Genomic DNA, 16,466 nt, shown 5'->3' on the forward strand with positions numbered 1-16,466 from the left:
GGACATGTCTGCGCAAAGCCTCCGACACGCCACCCGGTGAAATTTGCCGAACAAAAACCTACCCCATGAGCTGGCGCGAAGCCACGTTCGGACGCCGACCCTTGGACATCCTTCACGGGGGTAGGTTTTTTCCGACTCCGCAATAAATTATGCTCTGCCCTCGCATTGAAATACGGGGCTGGGGGCGCTTCGCGCCGACCGTCCGGTACGGACGGAAGAATTGAGAAACGCAGTCGCAAACTCTCTTCCGTCCGGTACGGACGGTCGGCGCGAAGCGCCCCCAGCCGGGTAATTTATTGCCCGGTACGCGAAAAACCTACCCTTGTGAGCTTGGACATCCCTCTCCCAGGCGAAGCCGAAGGGGGAGAGGGACCGAGGGTGAGGGCCTACGCCGCGCGCACCATCGTCAGCTTCGGAGAACCATTCCCCTCGCCTTCCAATTGGAACTGGCGGACGACCGCTTCGAGTGATTGCGCGATGCCGGCGAGGTCCTGTGCGGACAGAGCCAGTTCGGCGACGGCGGCGTTTTGCTGGGCGGTTGTGCCGGCGACCGTTTGGATGGAGGCGGACACTTCCTCGGCGGAGGCGGACATCTCCTCGGCGGCGGCGCTGCTTTGCTCGACGACGGCGGCGACTTCGGTGATGGAGCGGGAGACGGCTTCGGACGATTCGTGGATCTGCGCGGCGGCGGAGGCGATGCCCTCGACGCGCTCGGTCACGGTGCGCACGACGTCCTGAATGCGCGCCAGCGCCGCGCCGGCTTCTTCGGCCAGGTCGGAACCGCTTTCGACATCGCGGGCGCCATGCTGCATGGAGGCGACCGCTTGGCGCGTGCGGGTCTGGACATCGGCGATCAGGCCGCCGATCTCGCGGGTAGCGGCGCTGGAGCGTTCGGCCAGTTTGCGGACTTCGTCGGCGACCACCGCGAAGCCGCGCCCCGCCTCGCCGGCGCGGGCCGCTTCGATGGCGGCGTTCAGGGCCAGCAAGTTCGTCTGCTCCGCGATCTGTTCGATGGTTTGTACGATACCGCCGATCTTCTCCGAGGACTGCTCCAGGGAACCAACCACGGCGGCGCTTTCCGTGATCGTCTGACGGATGGCGAGCATTCCCGCGACTGTCTGCGAAACCGCCAGCGCGCCGTTGCCGGCGGCTTTGGTGGCGTCGGCCGCCGCGCGGGTCGCTTCTCCGGCGTCCTGGCTGACGTTACGGACGGCGGCGCCGAGCTGATTGACCAGCGACGCGCCTTCGGCGATCGAACGAGCCTGGTTCGCGGCGCCCTGCGCCACTTCCGAAGCGCCGCGCGCCGATTGGTCGGTCGCCTGCGCGACTTCGCTCATCGTAGCGCTGACGCCGTCGGCGGTCGCGCCGACCTGGCGCGAGGAGTTCGCAAGGGACTGCGAGGCGGAGGTGACGCCGAGGGCCGCCGCCTGCAAGTCGCCGGCCAGCTCACGCAGGTTCGACGTCATCTGGGCAAACGCGCATCCCAGCGCGTCGCGGTCCGACTTCGGCGTCACAATGGCGCTGAGGTCCTTATGGGCGATCCGATGAGCGGCGTCCGCCATTTCCGACTGATATTGGATCACGGAGCGAAGCGCATCGGCGATCGCGCCGATCTCGTCCTTCGAATTGACGGTGATTTTCTGATCGACGTCGCCTTGCGCCAATCCTTCGGCCGCATTCGACAGCGTCTCCAGGGGCCGCATCATCTTCGTCGCGATTACAAAAACCACGAAGACCATCAGCAAGACGGACAGGGCGCTCAGCAGCAGCGCCCGGTTGCGCAGCACGGCGAGCGGCGCCATCACGGCGCTCTGGGAGACGTTGATCACGACCTTCCAGCCCGTCACCGGCGCGGTCGCCCAGTAGATACGGCGCGCGTCGCCGTTCAGCGTCGCCACCGCGACGCCGGACGCGGAGCTCAGAGTCAGCTTGCCGTCGGCGAGGTGGTCGATCTTCTCTCCCTTATAGCCCTTGTGCGGCAGCAGGTCGGTTTTGGGGTGCGCGACGACAAGTCCGCCCTTGCTGACAAGGAACGTATACTCGCTGTCTTTATACTGCGGGTCTTTCAGAAGGCGGACGCCGGCGATGCTCTGCTGGATCCCATCGAGCGTCATATCGACGCCGGAAACGCCAAAGAATTTGTGGCGCGCGTCAAAGATGGGATACGTACAGCTGACCATGGAGACATTCGTGGCGCCGTCGTCGAAGTATGGCTCGGTGACATACGGCTGACCGGTGGATTTCGGGCCGGCGTACCAATCCTGATCGGGCGCGTGAAAATCGTAGCTGGCGTTCGGACCGGCGTTGGGCCACGAGGTCCGGGTGACGATCGGAACGGAGTTGGGGTCGGTATACTTGATCGCGTCGAAGGCGACATAGGCGTCGTAAGCCTGGTCTTTCGGCGTATTTTCCAGGATCTTCGCGAACAGAGGAACCAGAGTCTTCATCGACTCGACGCCCGTCACTTCCTGGCGCGATCCGATCGCTCGCGCCATGATGCTGGCCTGGGCGATCATGGAGTCGACGCCCTGCGCGGCGGATTCCGCCTGTATCGTCGCCTGCGCGTCGGTCTGGCGCTCCAGCGCATTGCGGCTTGTCGCGTAGCTGACCCAGGAGGTCACGGTCAGCACCGTACAGGTGGCGAGGGCGATCCACAGGCAAAGTTTTTGAGCGATTGTCTTGGGGGCAAAGTTTTTCATGGTGATCCTGCGAGTTTTGCGACGTTTGATTTCGTCGATTATTCCGAGTATGATTGTCGTCATCTCCCCGGAAAAACCTCAGGGCGCCTCAGAAAAATATATGAAAAATTCCTCTCTGTGTCCCCGTTCCCCGCAAGGTACTATGGAGCAATAAACCTCCGACCGTCCATGAAACGAGAAAAGATTAAGGATATCTGATCGATGCTTTTACGCCGCACGCACGCCTCCGACGGTTTCGATATGTCCACCCAGCGCATCGAGGCGTTCAGCGACGGCGTGTTCGCCATCGCCATCACCCTGCTCATCCTGGAGCTGCGCGTGCCGGAAGACAGCGCCGGTCATCATTTCGACCTGGCCGCCTCCCTGCGCTCGCTGTGGCCATCGTACTTCGCCTATATCCTCAGCTTCGTGATTGTGGGGATTTACTGGGCGAACCACCACTTCGTCTTCAAGCTCTACAAAAGGACCAACCACGTTTTCAATCTGCTGAACGTCTTCTTTTTGATGTGCGTCTCGTTTCTGCCGTTTCCCACTTCTGTGCTCGCCAAACACATGCAAAACGCGGCGGATGAAAGGACGGCGGTGGCGTTTTACACCTTCGGCCTGCTGCTCCCGGCGCTTTCCTGGATGCTGATGTGGCTGTACGCCAGCAAAGGCTACCGCCTGATCGACAAGCGGCTGACGCCGTCATTCGTGAATTATATGACGGGCCAGTACATCCTCTCCACGGGCCTTTATTTATTGGCGCTGATCGCCTCGCTGATCAACCCCAAATACGGCCTGGGAGTAGCGGTCGGCCTGACGCTCTTGTATCTGGCGCCGCCGAAGCGGCCGGTATATCGGGAGATTAAAGAAGAAGAGTCGGAGGGGTAAGATGCCCCCCGGCCCCCACAGGGCTCATAGGGGTAGGTTTTTCCGACCCCGCATTGAAATACGGGGCTGGGGGCGCTTCGCGCCGACCGTCCGTCCCGGACGGAAGACAAAGAACCGCATACGATTGCACTCTTCCGTCCGGGACGGACGGTCGGCGCGAAGCGCCCCCAGCCCCGTAATTTATTGCGGGGGCCTTAATGCGAAGCGCCCCCAGCCAGGTAATTTATTGCCCGGTACGCGAAAAACCTACCCTTCCCCGGCCTCCACAGGGGCCGGGGGGCATCTTACGCTTGGTGCAAAGCCATATGAGATGAGAATTTAGCGGGGCCGCAGCCCCGCCGGGGTGATGAAGCGGTCCAAAAGGTCGAAGGCGCCCTGGACGAGAAGGGCGAGCAGGGCGGCGGGGATGGCGCCGGTGAGGAGGACGGCGGTGTCGTTGACGGCGAGGCCGGAGACGATGCGTTCGCCGTAGCCGCCGGCGCCGATGAGCGCGGCGATGGTGGCGGTTCCGACATTGATGACGGCGGAGGTTTTGATGCCCGCGAGGATGGCGCGCGAGGCCAGCGGCAGCTCGATCAGGCGAAGCCGCGCGCCGGCCGGCAGGCCGAGGGCGACCGCCGATTCGCGCAGCGCGGGGGCGATGTCCGTCAGTCCCGTGTAGGTGTTGCGCACGATCGGCAGCAAGGAGTAGAGGAAGAGGGCCGCGAGCGCCGGCGGATTGCCGATGGCGTGAAAGAGAGTGAGCAGGAAGATCAAGAGGGCCAGCGACGGGATCGTCTGGATGACGCCGACGACGGTCAGGATCGGCCCGGAGGCGGCCGGGGCGCGCGCCGCCCAGACGCCCAGCGGGACGCCGACCAGGACGGCGAGCAGAAGCGAGCCGAAGACCAGCCAGAGGTGCTGCGCCGTCAGCGTCCAGAAGTCGCCGCCAAAAAGGCGCCCCCAGAAACTCTGCGGCGCGTCCGAGCCTGCGGCAACAGGCGCGCCCCCGCGAAGATTGTGCGCGATGAACTCCTGCGCGACCTGGGCGAAGGTCTTGCCGCGCAGCTCCACATCCGCGTTCATTCCCACCATCTGCGCCGCCGTGATCTTGCCTTTCAAGCTTTCCAGCGCCGCCCAGGTCTTCGGAAGCCGGGCCGGCAGATCGCGGCGATAAAGCAAAACGGCGTCGTAGGCCGGGAAGAACTTCTGATCGTCGTCGAGCACGCGCAGATGATACTTTTCGATCTTGGCGTCCGTGGAGTAGATATCCATGACGTCGATCTGCCCCTGCGCGATCGCTTCATAGGCGAGACCGTGGTCGATTCCTTGCGGCGTCGCCGAGACGCCGTAAACCTTGGCGACTCCCGGCCAGCCGTCGGCGCGCTTCAGAAACTCGGGCGACAATCCATAGTGTAGTTCGGGATGCTTGGCGAGATCGGACATGCTCTTGATCCCAAGCTTCTGAGCTTGGTCGTCGCGCATCGCCAGCGCATAGGTATCATTGAATCCCAGCGGGATATCGACATCCAGCCCCTGCCCGGCCAGTTTCGACTTCATCGCCACCAGATCGACGGCGTCTTTTTCCTTGAGCAGCTCCTGCGAGATCGTCCCCGTATACTCCGGATAGACATCGATCGCCCCGCTCTTGAGCGCCGCGAAAACGATTCCCGTATTGCCCAGTCCCTGTTTGTGCTCCGCCTTCGCCTCTCCCGTCTGGTTCGCCACTTGCTTGACGATCTCCGCCAGGACGTAAGATTCTGTAAATCGCTTGGAGCCGACCGTCAGCGAATTGTCGGCGGCGGCCGAGGAGGCGAGAGTGAAAAGAAGCGCGAGGGCGGCGAGGAAGCGTGTCATGGGGCGGCAGTCTCCGGGAGGGCCGGCAGCGGCGAGCGCTGCGCGCGGATAAACTCGGTCACATAGGGGTCGGCAGGGCGCTCGATGAGATCGGCCAGCGTCCCTTGCTGCACGATCCGGCCGGCGCGCATCAAGACGATTCGGTCCGCCAGGTACGCCGCCTCGCCCATGTCATGCGTCACGAGCACGACGGTTTTGCCCAGGCGCGCGAAGATCGATTTCAGCTCCCCTTGCAGTTCATTGCGCGTGATTGGATCCAGGGCGCCCAGCGGCTCATCCAGCAGCAGGGCCGGCGGATCCAGCATCAGCGCCCGCATCAGGCCGACCCGCTGCCGCTGTCCGCCCGACAGCTCCGAAGGAAACCGCCCCAGCGCCTCACGCGGCAGCTGCACGATCTCGCACAGCTGCCCCACCCGCTTTTCGATCTCCGAAGCAGGCTTGCGCAGAAACTTCGCCAGCAGCGTCACGTTTCCCTCAGCCGTCAGATGTGGAAAGAGTCCGCCATCCTGGATCACATACCCGATCCGATGCCGCATCGCCTCCACATTCGCCGCCGTCAGCCGCTCCCCTTCCACCGCCACGCTCCCCGCATCCGGCGTGACCAGTCCGACGATGATTCTGAGAAGCGTCGACTTCCCGCACCCGCTCGGCCCGATCAGCACCGTGGTGGACGCCGGATCGAACTGTAACGTGGTCGCCGCAAGCGCGGTCTGCGATTTGTAGGATTTGGAGACGTTTTCGACGGAGATCATAGGGCCTCGGCGATCGCGATCAGCATTCAGCGCCAAAAGTGTACCCGAATTGAGGAAACCATATTGAGAAATATACATCGAATCCGATATACATCTTTTTCAATGTATATCAAATTCGATGTATATTTTAAGATCTATTGTCCAGCGAGGGCGGCGGCAATTACGGACACGCGCCGCCCGTATCCACGCCGCCGGTTTGAAGGTGGCGCGCCGCCAATTGATCGGTCCGACACCATTTGACGTGACCGTCCACAAATACGCAGTTCGAGCCTGCCGTGTGACGCGTGGAGATTGGGTTCGTGCTCACGGGATAAAGCAAATAGGCGTCATCGGTTGTCTGTGTGTCCGAGTTTCCAGTTCCGTTGGGATAGGCTTCCTCCCCGAACAGCAGGAACGAAGACACGTCGTCAAACGCCGCTACGCTCTTACCGGGGAAAACATTGCCTATCTGTGTCCCCGCGTCCACACAAGAGTTAATCGCGTAGCTGTCTCGCGAGAGCTGCCCGCCGGCATCATCCGGACAGACAAATACGCCCTGGCTCTTGACGTAGGGATAAAGACTTCCCAGCGTTGGATCGTATTGGTTAGGCGTCGGCGTCGCGGAATAGGTTTGGTAATACATCCATCCGCCGATCACGCCGCCTCCGCTGAATGAGTACGCCGCGCCTGGAAGGATCTCGTCATTGTCCTGGATATACTGCATGGCCGCCAGGCCGAGCTGGCGAAGATTACTGGCGCAGGAGATCTGCCGGGCCTTCTCGCGCGCCTTCGCAAAGACGGGAAAGAGGATTGCCGCGAGAATCGCGATGATGGCTATCACGACGAGGAGCTCGATCAGCGTAAATCCGTTTCGGAGATTTCGAAGCGTAGGAATTCGAGCAGGCATGACACTTCCTTCTCTTTTCGTAAAAAATGCGTCTCAGAGAATTATATCACTCTTTTCCACCCGGAACGCGATGTTCCACAGCTATTTTCCGCCGATTCCGCCGGAGACCTCCCGTTCTCTGGTATCCTTTTACTAACAAATCGTGAGGGACCGTAATGAAAGTCGCAGTGATTGGCGTAGGGGGGACGGGAAGCGCGGCTATGCGCTTCCTGGCGCAGGCAGGACATGAGGTGATTGGCTTCGAGCAGTTTCAGGTCGGGCACGATCGGGGCAGCTCGCATGGCGAATCGCGGATCATCCGGCATGCGTACGCCGATTCGCTGTACACAGAGCTTATGGGCGATGCTTACCCGCTTTGGAAACAACTGGAGTCGGACGCCGGCGAGGAGCTGCTCGTGGAAACGGGGAGCTTGATGCTCGGCCCGCCGGACCATCCGGATGTGGCGGCGTCGATCCAGGCGCTGGAGAAGCATGGGCTGTCTTACGAGACATTGACGGCTTCGGATCTGGCCGAACGGTATCCCGCCTTCAAACTGCGCGCCGGTGAAGTCGCCATTTACCAGAAGGATGCGGGATTTTTGCGCGCCGCGCGCTGCGTCGCCGCCAATGTGCGGCTGGCGAAGGAGCTGGGCGCGGAGCTGCGCGATGAGACGCCGGTCCGCAAGATCACCCCGCACGCGGACGGCGTGGTGCTCTGGACCGAAGCGGGCGACGCCGAGTGGTTCGACCGCGCCATCGTGACGGCCGGCGCCTGGATGGGATCGCTGCTGCGCGGCTTCCAGCTCCCGCTGCGCCCCACCCGTCAGCAGTTCGTCTATCTGGAGACGAATGGGGATCCGCAGAACTATACGCCGGCCAAATTTCCGGTATGGATCGACGCGGGCTCCGCCGAGTCTTATTACGGTTTCCCGAATGACGGGCGCATTTCCGGAATCAAGCTCGCGTCCCACGCCTTCGGCCCCACGGCGGATCCGGATCGTCCGCAGCGCAACGTTTCCCCCAAGTATCTGGCCGAGATCGCGGCGTACGCCGCCGGCCGCTTCCAGGGCGTCTCCAGCCACGCCACCTACTCCGCCACCTGCCTCTACACCGTGACGCCCGACGAAGACTTCATCCTTGACCGCATCCCCAGCGTCTCGAACGCCTGGATGGTGAGCGGCTGCTCGGGACACGGCTTCAAGTTTACCGTGCTGCTGGGCAAGATCGCGGCGGAGCTTGCGACTGGCGGCGCTTACCCGCGCGATATCTCCCGGTTCGCGCTGAACCGCTTTCAAGCCGCCGTATAACGTTTTTGACGGACGCAAACCCGGCAACGCCCCCGAATTCAAATCCGAATTCGAGGGCGTTTTTGATTCTCAAAACCCGGTAAAAATGTGGGTAAAGCCGGGCGAGCGCTCTGCCGATAATGGAGTCAGAAGATACTTTCGGGAGATGGATTTCCATGGCAATCTCGCAAACCAGCGCCACAAGCGCCGCCAATTTGTACGCCCTGAGCGACGCCGCTTCGGGCAGCTCCGCCTCGGATGGCGCGACGGATGTTCAGGCCGTCATGGCGGTTTCTAAAGCGCTCGACAGTGAAAAATCGCAGGCAAGCCAGATGCTGGCGATGCTGACGCCCAATCTCGGGCAGAATGTCGACCTTCGCATCTAAGATCGTCGGCGCCGCGCGTCTCCTTCACAGCAGGTACACTCTCTGAAGGAGACGCCGCGATGCCCCGACTGCAATTCATCACACCGATCGCCGCCCCGATCGAGCGAGTCTTCGATCTCGCCCGCGATATCTCCGTCCACAGCCGCACGCTGGCTCACACCCAGGAAGTCGCCGCCTCCGACGGCGAATCTCCGCTGCTTACCCTCGGCGACACCGTCACGTTCCACGCCGTCCACTTCGGCGTCCGCCAGCGCCTCGTCGCGAAGATCACCGAATTTAACCCTCCGCGCCGTTTTGTCGACGAAATGCTCCAGGGCGCGTTCGCCTCGCTGCGCCACACTCACGACTTCGAGCCGCAATCTTTTGGCGCGCTCATGCGCGACACCATCGACTACACCGCGCCCCTGGGGCCTCTCGGCCGTCTCGCCGACATTCTCTTTCTGGAGCGCTATATGACGCGGCTGATCGAACGCCGCAACCAGGCGCTCAAAAAGATCGCGGAGTCGGGAGAGTGACATCGGCGACGACGGCGCGGTGGTCGGAGGCGATGAGACTTGGGACCCAGCAGTTTCGGACGGTGAGATCGCGGCTGGTCAGAATATGATCGATGCGCTCTACGGGCGTGGTTGCCTTAAGCGTGTATCCATAGCCGCGTCCGGCGGCTTCAAAGGCGTCGGGATAGATGTCTGTCAGCCGGCGGCAGCTGGTGGCGGGCGGCTGGGCGTTGAAGTCCCCGCAGAGGATCTTGGGACCGGGCAAGGCGCGCATCACGGGGAGCAAGGCGTCGTCCTGCCCGCGCCGCATCGCCGCGAATCGGCGCGCATAAGCATCGAGGGGAATGCAGGCATGGATCAGATGGCGCTCCAGCTCCGACGGCAGCAGATGCACGGCGACCACGGTGCAGGGGCGTCCGCCGATGTCCACGGATACGCAGAGCGCGGGCCGAGTCGCCTGCCCCGGCGGCAGCGGCGCTTCGGCGAGCTTGCGGACGGGCCAGCGCGACGCGACGATGATCTCGCCCGCGCGCACGAAATGATACTCCGGCAAGTCCGCGATCAGCCCCGCGCCCTGCGGCCCCGAAACGTAGAAGTAATCCCCCGCCTCCTGAAAACAGACGATATCCGGATGCTGCGCCCGCACCCCGCGCGCTACGGCGTCCGGCCCATGCGACCACTTCTCCACATTCCAGGTCATCACCCGCACGGCCCGTCCGCGCGCCGGCGGCGTCGACCAGCGCCAGTGGAGACCCATCAGCGGCCCGGCGGCCAGCAGCAAAGCGGCGCCGTTAAGGGCAATCAGCCGGCGATTGCGCGTGATCCCGGAAGCGACTAATAAAACGAGGGAAGGGAAGGCATACACAATCGGCGGCAGGCTGACGGCGAGCGCGACCGGCCAGTACGCCTCATCTCCATCATGAAAGACAATCGCGATCAAAAGGAGACACGCGAGCGATAAGACGCTCAATCCCCCAAGAACCGTTCGTCCAGATCTCTTCGAAAGCGGCATATGAGTGGCTCAGTTCGCACAGCGGCGCCGCAGTTTCCGGCCACTGTGTTCTGCTATGGATACCGAGCAAGCAGTGTGCGGGGTTCCATGGAACGAATTTGGAAACATATTTGTGTTATAGTAGGATTAACCGATCGAAGACCGCTGGCCCACTGGGGCTTTTTCGGCTAATCGCAAAGTAGCGTGGAAAAGGTAATTCCGTGTTGATCCCGATCTGCGCCGCCAGTGTGGAATCCGCCCATTGCTTAGACTTCTGCCCTGTGGAATTTCCACAGGGCAGAAGTCTAAGCTACTCGTTTTTAGCAATCAGGAGTATCATGCCAAGTTGACCAGTCATCGTCAACAAATCATAGTATTCCGTCTCAGGCGCAGCGCTCGGAAATTTGTGCAATAATGCCTCAGGAACGACAGTAAGCGTTTCTTCAACCATTTGGTTGAAGAACTGTATGGTATTATTTGTCACATGGGTTTCCCCAAAGCCCGATTGAACTAATACTTTGACATCTGCATGGATTTGCTCGGCACATTTGACCAATAGGTCATACTTCTTACTCGATTCATGCTTCATTTTTTACCTCACTGCTTCTACGGCGGCGCATCTACTTTATCTTACCTTGAATCGGACGAGTAAGCAAAAGTAGCAGGTGTTAGGCTACAATCCGTTTATCTGAAGCTCAGCAGCAACTGTCGATGGGATCACGTTGAGGACATAGAATCTATGTCCTCACTGGAGAGATGCTGGTCGGTGCTCACTACCATAATAGATTTAAATCCGACGATCTAGCGAATGGACACTTAAATCTCAGTTAAAATGCTCAGTTCTCCTAAGATAGCGAAGCCATAACATCCTCAGACAACCTTCTAATGTTCGTCCGCCATCACGAGGATTTTATACTAGTAAAGCTAATCTCTTCAAATCGGATTAGATCGCCGATTCGAGATTGCCATTTTCATTAGGATGCATAAATTTTTCGAATAACAATTTCCATCGCAGGAGTGTCTGAGTGTCTGCTTCATAAGGATTTTTGTCAGCCAGTATACGTAACTTTACCCTCTTAGCGAGATCAACTTTCCATCCAAGAGGTAATTGAATATTATGCTGTTTTGCATATGCTTCTATCTGGGGAATTATGGGCTCGCCTTTTTTTGCACTAGCAGAAAAATCTTCGTCTTGGTGACCTCTTAGAAGTCGGTCAACGATAGGCGCAATCAAATCTATAGAAAATAAATCTTCGATTTCAGCGCCAGCCACGCCTATAATGTCACTGACCATAATTACGCGCTCACTCTGGCCCTGGTATGCGTGGCTTTTTAAATTTTTAGCCATATCCTCTCCAGGTTTGTCGGAGTCAAGCAAAATATATGGCAGTACCTCCGTCTTAGCTGCAAGGATTGGCATCACTGCACTTACTCCTCTAACTCCTCCAGAAGGAACGAAAACAGTCTCGCGGTTCGGAGTAAATTGTCCTTTACGAATAAGATATGTTTTTATTGCGCTTAAAAAGACTTGATCTGAAGGACCTTCAACAATTATAGGTTGGCATCCTTCGAGCATAGTTTCAGATACACTTAGGCCAACAGCCGCATTGACGGGATAAATGGAGTTAGACTGAGCCTTATTACCTACACCTGCGCGCAGATCGGAAGAAACCACTGTTGCGCCATTTTCATCAACATATACGGCTTTAACACGATCCAAATGATCAGAATCAACTAGAAATGGTGAATGAGCAGTGTACAAAATCTGGTTATTAAGTGACAAATTATCAAAAAACTTCGACAAATCTCGCTGTGCTAAAGGGTGTAACGATTGACCTGGTTCATCTAAAAGCAGAATAGCATCTTTATGATCATCAGCACTCTCAACTAAAAATGTCAAATAAAAACTTAAGAACCATTGTAATCCTGTACTTCGACCTTCCAATTCAATCTCTTCTGGTCTTTTATCGTCAGATACCCATATTCTAAAATGATCCCCATCAGCATCAAAGCGAAAGCGATATTCTCCTTGTCGCCACCAATCTCTGAATTTGGCTGTTAAATCGGCTGAAGCTGAAGTCAATAATACCTCACGCTCTTTCTTCTTTGCTGCAATCTCTCTAATTTCTTCGTCGGATGGAGCAGGACTTCTAGTTTCAGAAAGCGCTTGGTTAGCCTGATTTACAGTCTTGGTGATTATTACAGGAGAATCTCTCCCCAATTCTAATATTTCCTTAGGTTGCAATTTAACAAATTCGAACAAAACTTTTAATGTCCGAGCCTTAGCCTCTTCGCGACTGCCTAAGTCATCTCGTTGCATATTGTCAAGAACATGAGGTAGATAGATTTCTGAATCTAAATTCCCATAATTCGAATAATATACAAATGTCGGCATATTTTTACGAACTAAATCGCGTGCTTGAACATTAGAACTGGGCGTCGGTTTACTAACACGCACCACCATCTCGTTCATTGCATCTACTACTAAGCCAAAACGAGGTACAATCATCGAACGCTTTAGACCATCATCTAGGTCAACTGTATTGAGGCGTTCTGCGTAACTCTTCAGGACCATAGATGTTATACTGGCGATGCCTCTAGAGATTTCTGCAATCAATGTGTCCAAAGTAGAAAGCATGGAGGCTTTTAAGACTTCTTCTGATTTACCGACCTCGATTGCACTTATATCGTCACGGGCATCGCTAATTAAAGAATAGACCTCTTTTTTTTCCAAGAAATGAATGGAAGCGGCATTAGGAAAGCCAACTGTGTAACCACCAGCGAAATCACGCGTTACTTTAGCTATACGGATATGATCGACGGGGACTTCTGCTAAAGACGCAATCTGTTTTACCAAATTGTCATCTAATTCAAACAAAGCCTCAATGAAAACGGGCTTTTTGTCCATATTTCGAATGTCATTAAAGCGCTTTCGAGGATAATCAGCAAGAGGATTGATTTCTCCCCCTTTTGCAGGATTTAGCTTCCATAGCGGAGTGAGTAAGTTAGTTTTTCCACTTTCGTTAGTGCCAATGAGAGCGGTGACGTTTTCAGTCTCAATCCATCCACTATCAACGACCGACCGAAAGTTTTGGACTCGGAATTTCGTCAGTTTCAATTGAGTAATCCTTAAATCATAATTATTAGCAAATCCGAATAGCAAGTTCTGTACCAAATTTATTTTACCACTTTGCAGCAACAAATTTGGTACGACTACAAATTCTATTGTGATTTAATATTCTCCAGGAATCACGAGCTTCTCAGCCAGCTCAGGATCAGAGAATTTCTCCCGCACAACCTGCTCCATTACCTGAAACCGCACTGAGTCCCATCCTTCGCGCAAAGTCACGCGCTTGCCCAAGCTCTTGGCCGACGCTGGTGTGGCGGCAGTACGGACTTTCGCGCGCTCAGCAGCGTCAAAGGTCTTGAGCGCTTGGAAGGCATGCTCATTGGTAGAGTAGGTCTCGCCGTTGAGCGTGATCGAGTGGCGGAAGAAGTTGGATAGGAAAGCGTATTCACTACTGAAGGATGTGATCGGTTGATTGTCGCTCATGTTCAGCTCCTACTGAGGGATAGTACATCCTACCAGCAGGCGGGCGGGGCGGGGGATAGTGTGGACAAACGAATTTGGGGCATATGTGAAAATTCTCGTGAGATGACAATTCTGGATTTGAATGCTTTACTAGGATGATGAAAATCGCAAAGGCTTTTGCAACTTATTGTAAGATCAAGTGTCATATAGAATGAACGTTTTACAGGATGGGAGGCTACATGGCTGAAGAAATTGCCACAGATGCTGCGCCAACCAGCGGCTGGGAGGTTTGGGCGAAGAAGGCGACAACAGCCAGAGACATGGTGCTGGTGGGAGCAGGCTTGGTCTACGTGCTCGGATTCTTCATTTGGGCTTACAATGCGTACTCGCGGAACTTGGGCCTTGTATCAGTGTCTCAAGTCCAATATGGAGCCGCAGGCTTGATCCCTATAGTCTTGGGGCTGTATGGTTTCCTCGTTGCCAGAATCGGCGCTGTGATGAACCCGCACGTCGTTGGTGCATGGACGATTATCAAGCATTGTCTTCGGAGCTTTTTTATATGCGCCGTCTTATGGGGAGTGAGCATCTTTGCAGCAATTTTTCTGCTGCCAGGGAATAATTTACCCTTTAAAGTTGCTTCAAGCATTGTCACTGTTACATTCATTGGCCTGTTTGTTGGGAAGGCATATGTTCTCCGCGATAAGGACGAAGACGATCTACCATGGTGGCAGCAAACTAGTTGGTGGTTGACTCTATGTATTCCTTCCTACATAGCGGTCTCGATGTATGCTCAGCTAGTATACCCAGCCATTCCGCAGGAGTTCGGTGGGATGGCACCCCGTTCTGCACTGATCGAAGTCAAGAGAATTGATCTTTCGCCCAGACAGAGAGGCGTGCTGCTAAGCGCCGCAGATCAAATTGGCCCCAAAGACCCTAGTAAGGATGCAAATCCCGTAGTCACGAGCATCCCAGTGGAAGTGCTTTATGATAATGGAGATGTGATCGAGTTGCGACCACAAGGCTCACGTAGCAGCGCAGTGTTTGAAATAAAGCGATCTAATATAGTTTCGATCACCTGGCTTGGATATGACATTGCGAACAATGGTAAGCCATAATGTTTCATGGGAGAAGAAAAATGACTGAGTCGACATTACCACCCGATGTGGAGCGAATCTTCGCGGCCAAAATAGAGTGGCACAAGAAGCAGGCCAGAAAACCTCTCAAAGAAAAGGTTGCCGACCTTCTTGCTATGCAGCGCAATTATTACCCCCTCCTGCTAAAGAACGGGAAGCTTAAGCCCTGGGAACAGCCCTGGGATATAGAGCCGTAATCACCGATAGCTCCGCGCCCCAGTCCGCGCCACCTCCCACTATAAGCGCCATAACCATCACAAGACGATCCATAAGGCGACGAAGGACGCCTCTATCACGGTGTGGGTGAACACAAACAGCGGAATCTACCATTATCCTGGGCAACGTTGGTATGGCAATATGGCGGAGCGGCAGTACATGACTGAGAACGCGGCGATCAAGGCGAGGTATCGATCTACGCACAATGGACAGTAGGCGCAATATTCATATATATGGCGCACTCAACTAATTATCATTAATTATTGATCGAGGAATAATGACGTTTAACAATATAAACATTGTACTGCTTACTCTTACTTTTTTGGTGCCTGGATACTTGATCCAATCCACATTTTCTTTAATGTCTATTAGAAGAGGTGAAACGAAGGAGTTACTGGCGCTACGTTTCCTGACTTTTAGCACGTTGAATCTTGCTTTGTGCTACCCTTGGATTCTATATGCATATCAAAACGATTATATTAGTAATCATCCTTTTTTAACAATTAGGTATTTTCTTCTTATTAATTTCTTAATACCAGTTATTTTGGGTTTTGCAATTGGAATTGTGGATAAATTCCAGCTTATTAAGCGTCTACTCGGTGCCGTCAAACTTACGGCACTGCACAGCACACCTACAGCCTGGGATTACAAATTCCACGAGGCGAGTGAGGCAGGTGGATGTTGGGTTTTAGTCACGCTGAAAGATGGTAGTATTATTGGAGGATATTTTGGAAGACGTTCTTTAGCCTCATCTACATCAGCCGAACGCGACCTTTATTTAGAAGATGCATACATGGTTGTGGGAAATGTTTGGACGAAACTGGTGAATACTGACGGGGTCTTAATAACGAAAGGCGAAATTGGAGTACTAAATTTCTTTACGGAAGGCGATATACGTACTTCAGGTGAAGGCGAGGGTGAAGGCGAGGGCGAGGGTGAAGGCGAGGGCGAAGGCGAGGGTGAAGGCGAGGGCGAAGGTGAAGGCGAAGGCGAAGGCGAGGGTGAAGGTGAAGGCGAGGGTGAAGGCGAAGGCGAAGGCGAGGGTGAAGGCACCTAAATTAAATTGTGATTATGAGGATCAAAATCTATAATGTCCGAACAAAATACTAGCAACCCATCAGACAAGTCTGAAGCAGATAGAACTGCAGGTCATCAACCTGGAAACACTCGCAGCGGGATCAAAAAGACCAAGGAACCAACTCCACCAAATAGCGGATCAGGTATAACGCACCCTATAAAGAAAAAAGAAGGAAAGCAAAGCACGGACAACAAAGATAAATAGTTATAAGTGTGTGTATAATGTCACGGTACGCATATCGTTGACGAGAGGAACATAAAAGAATGGCAGAATCACCTAAGAATGAACCGATCCCTCTAAATGAAGGGCATCAACCAACTACCAT

At 55.7% G+C, this 16,466-nt stretch carries 16 protein-coding genes; 8 read left to right on the forward strand and 8 right to left on the reverse strand.

All coding sequences use genetic code 11. The annotated features are described in order from the left end of the window. Positions 1–386: 386 nt before the first annotated feature. Positions 387–2,699, reverse strand: a complete 2,313-nt coding sequence (locus D5261_RS06360; RefSeq protein WP_165864584.1) for a methyl-accepting chemotaxis protein — start codon at positions 2,697–2,699, stop codon at positions 387–389. A gap of 201 nt (positions 2,700–2,900) precedes the next feature. On the opposite strand from D5261_RS06360, the gene D5261_RS06365 reads away from it, so the two are divergent. Continuing rightward, the gene (locus tag D5261_RS06365; RefSeq protein ID WP_119324373.1) at positions 2,901–3,572 is read left to right on the forward strand and encodes a TMEM175 family protein; all 672 of its coding nucleotides are present in this window, start codon (positions 2,901–2,903) and stop codon (positions 3,570–3,572) included. Positions 3,573–3,890: 318 nt separating this feature from the next. On the opposite strand, the gene D5261_RS06370 is transcribed toward D5261_RS06365, so the two are convergent. The 3 genes from D5261_RS06370 to D5261_RS06380 all read right to left on the reverse strand — a co-directional run bounded on the left by D5261_RS06370 (position 3,891) and on the right by D5261_RS06380 (position 7,046). Further along, complete coding sequence (locus D5261_RS06370) at positions 3,891–5,408, reverse strand: ABC transporter permease/substrate-binding protein (RefSeq protein WP_119324372.1); 1,518 nt, start codon at positions 5,406–5,408, stop codon at positions 3,891–3,893. After that, a complete protein-coding gene (locus D5261_RS06375; RefSeq protein WP_119324371.1) occupies positions 5,405–6,160 on the reverse strand; it encodes an ATP-binding cassette domain-containing protein in 756 nt (251 codons plus the stop codon). Before D5261_RS06375 ends, D5261_RS06370 begins: the two co-directional genes overlap by 4 nt. A gap of 160 nt (positions 6,161–6,320) precedes the next feature. Next, positions 6,321–7,046 (reverse strand): type II secretion system protein, encoded by a 726-nt coding sequence (locus D5261_RS06380; protein ID WP_119324370.1) that lies wholly within the window; start codon positions 7,044–7,046, stop codon positions 6,321–6,323. 155 nt (positions 7,047–7,201) lie between these two features. On the opposite strand from D5261_RS06380, the gene solA reads away from it, so the two are divergent. From solA to D5261_RS06395, 3 genes are all read left to right on the forward strand, one after another. Then, positions 7,202–8,332: an N-methyl-L-tryptophan oxidase gene (gene solA, locus D5261_RS06385; RefSeq protein WP_119324369.1), complete on the forward strand. Its 1,131-nt coding sequence runs from the start codon at positions 7,202–7,204 to the stop codon at positions 8,330–8,332. 155 nt (positions 8,333–8,487) lie between these two features. Next, the gene (locus D5261_RS06390) at positions 8,488–8,697 is read left to right on the forward strand and encodes a hypothetical protein (protein ID WP_119324368.1); all 210 of its coding nucleotides are present in this window, start codon (positions 8,488–8,490) and stop codon (positions 8,695–8,697) included. 59 nt (positions 8,698–8,756) lie between these two features. Continuing rightward, entirely contained in the window at positions 8,757–9,212 is a 456-nt protein-coding gene (locus tag D5261_RS06395) for an SRPBCC family protein (protein ID WP_119324367.1), read from the forward strand. Here the strand turns inward: D5261_RS06395 and D5261_RS06400 are convergent. The 4 genes from D5261_RS06400 to D5261_RS06415 all read right to left on the reverse strand — a co-directional run bounded on the left by D5261_RS06400 (position 9,184) and on the right by D5261_RS06415 (position 13,735). Next, positions 9,184–10,203 carry an endonuclease/exonuclease/phosphatase family protein gene (locus D5261_RS06400; RefSeq protein ID WP_119324366.1) on the reverse strand — a complete coding sequence of 340 codons (1,020 nt, stop codon included), beginning with the start codon at positions 10,201–10,203 and terminating at the stop codon, positions 9,184–9,186. The genes D5261_RS06395 and D5261_RS06400 overlap by 29 nt on opposite strands. Positions 10,204–10,492: 289 nt before the next feature. Continuing rightward, positions 10,493–10,771, reverse strand: a complete 279-nt coding sequence (locus tag D5261_RS06405) for a hypothetical protein (protein WP_119324365.1) — start codon at positions 10,769–10,771, stop codon at positions 10,493–10,495. A 354-nt stretch (positions 10,772–11,125) separates the two neighbouring features. Then, positions 11,126–13,300, reverse strand: a complete 2,175-nt coding sequence (locus D5261_RS06410) for an AAA family ATPase (RefSeq protein ID WP_119324413.1) — start codon at positions 13,298–13,300, stop codon at positions 11,126–11,128. Positions 13,301–13,414: 114 nt separating this feature from the next. Beyond that, positions 13,415–13,735, reverse strand: a complete 321-nt coding sequence (locus D5261_RS06415; protein WP_119324364.1) for an NADAR family protein — start codon at positions 13,733–13,735, stop codon at positions 13,415–13,417. Between the two features lie 218 nt (positions 13,736–13,953). Between D5261_RS06415 and D5261_RS06420 the strand changes: the two genes are divergently transcribed. The 4 genes from D5261_RS06420 (at position 13,954) to D5261_RS06435 (ending at position 16,345) form a co-directional block, all read left to right on the forward strand. Then, a complete protein-coding gene (locus D5261_RS06420) occupies positions 13,954–14,829 on the forward strand; it encodes a hypothetical protein (protein WP_125206297.1) in 876 nt (291 codons plus the stop codon). 20 nt (positions 14,830–14,849) lie between these two features. Further along, positions 14,850–15,044, forward strand: coding sequence for a hypothetical protein (locus D5261_RS06425; protein WP_119324362.1), 195 nt, complete (start codon positions 14,850–14,852; stop codon positions 15,042–15,044). A gap of 296 nt (positions 15,045–15,340) precedes the next feature. After that, a complete protein-coding gene (locus tag D5261_RS06430) occupies positions 15,341–16,120 on the forward strand; it encodes a DUF6338 family protein (protein ID WP_165864579.1) in 780 nt (259 codons plus the stop codon). Positions 16,121–16,153: 33 nt separating this feature from the next. Further along, on the forward strand, positions 16,154–16,345 hold the full coding sequence (locus D5261_RS06435) for a hypothetical protein (protein WP_125206296.1): 192 nt from the start codon (positions 16,154–16,156) through the stop codon (positions 16,343–16,345). Positions 16,346–16,466: the final 121 nt, after the last annotated feature.

The sequence above is a fragment of the Capsulimonas corticalis genome, assembly GCF_003574315.2.
GTDB lineage: Bacteria > Armatimonadota > Armatimonadia > Armatimonadales > Capsulimonadaceae > Capsulimonas > Capsulimonas corticalis.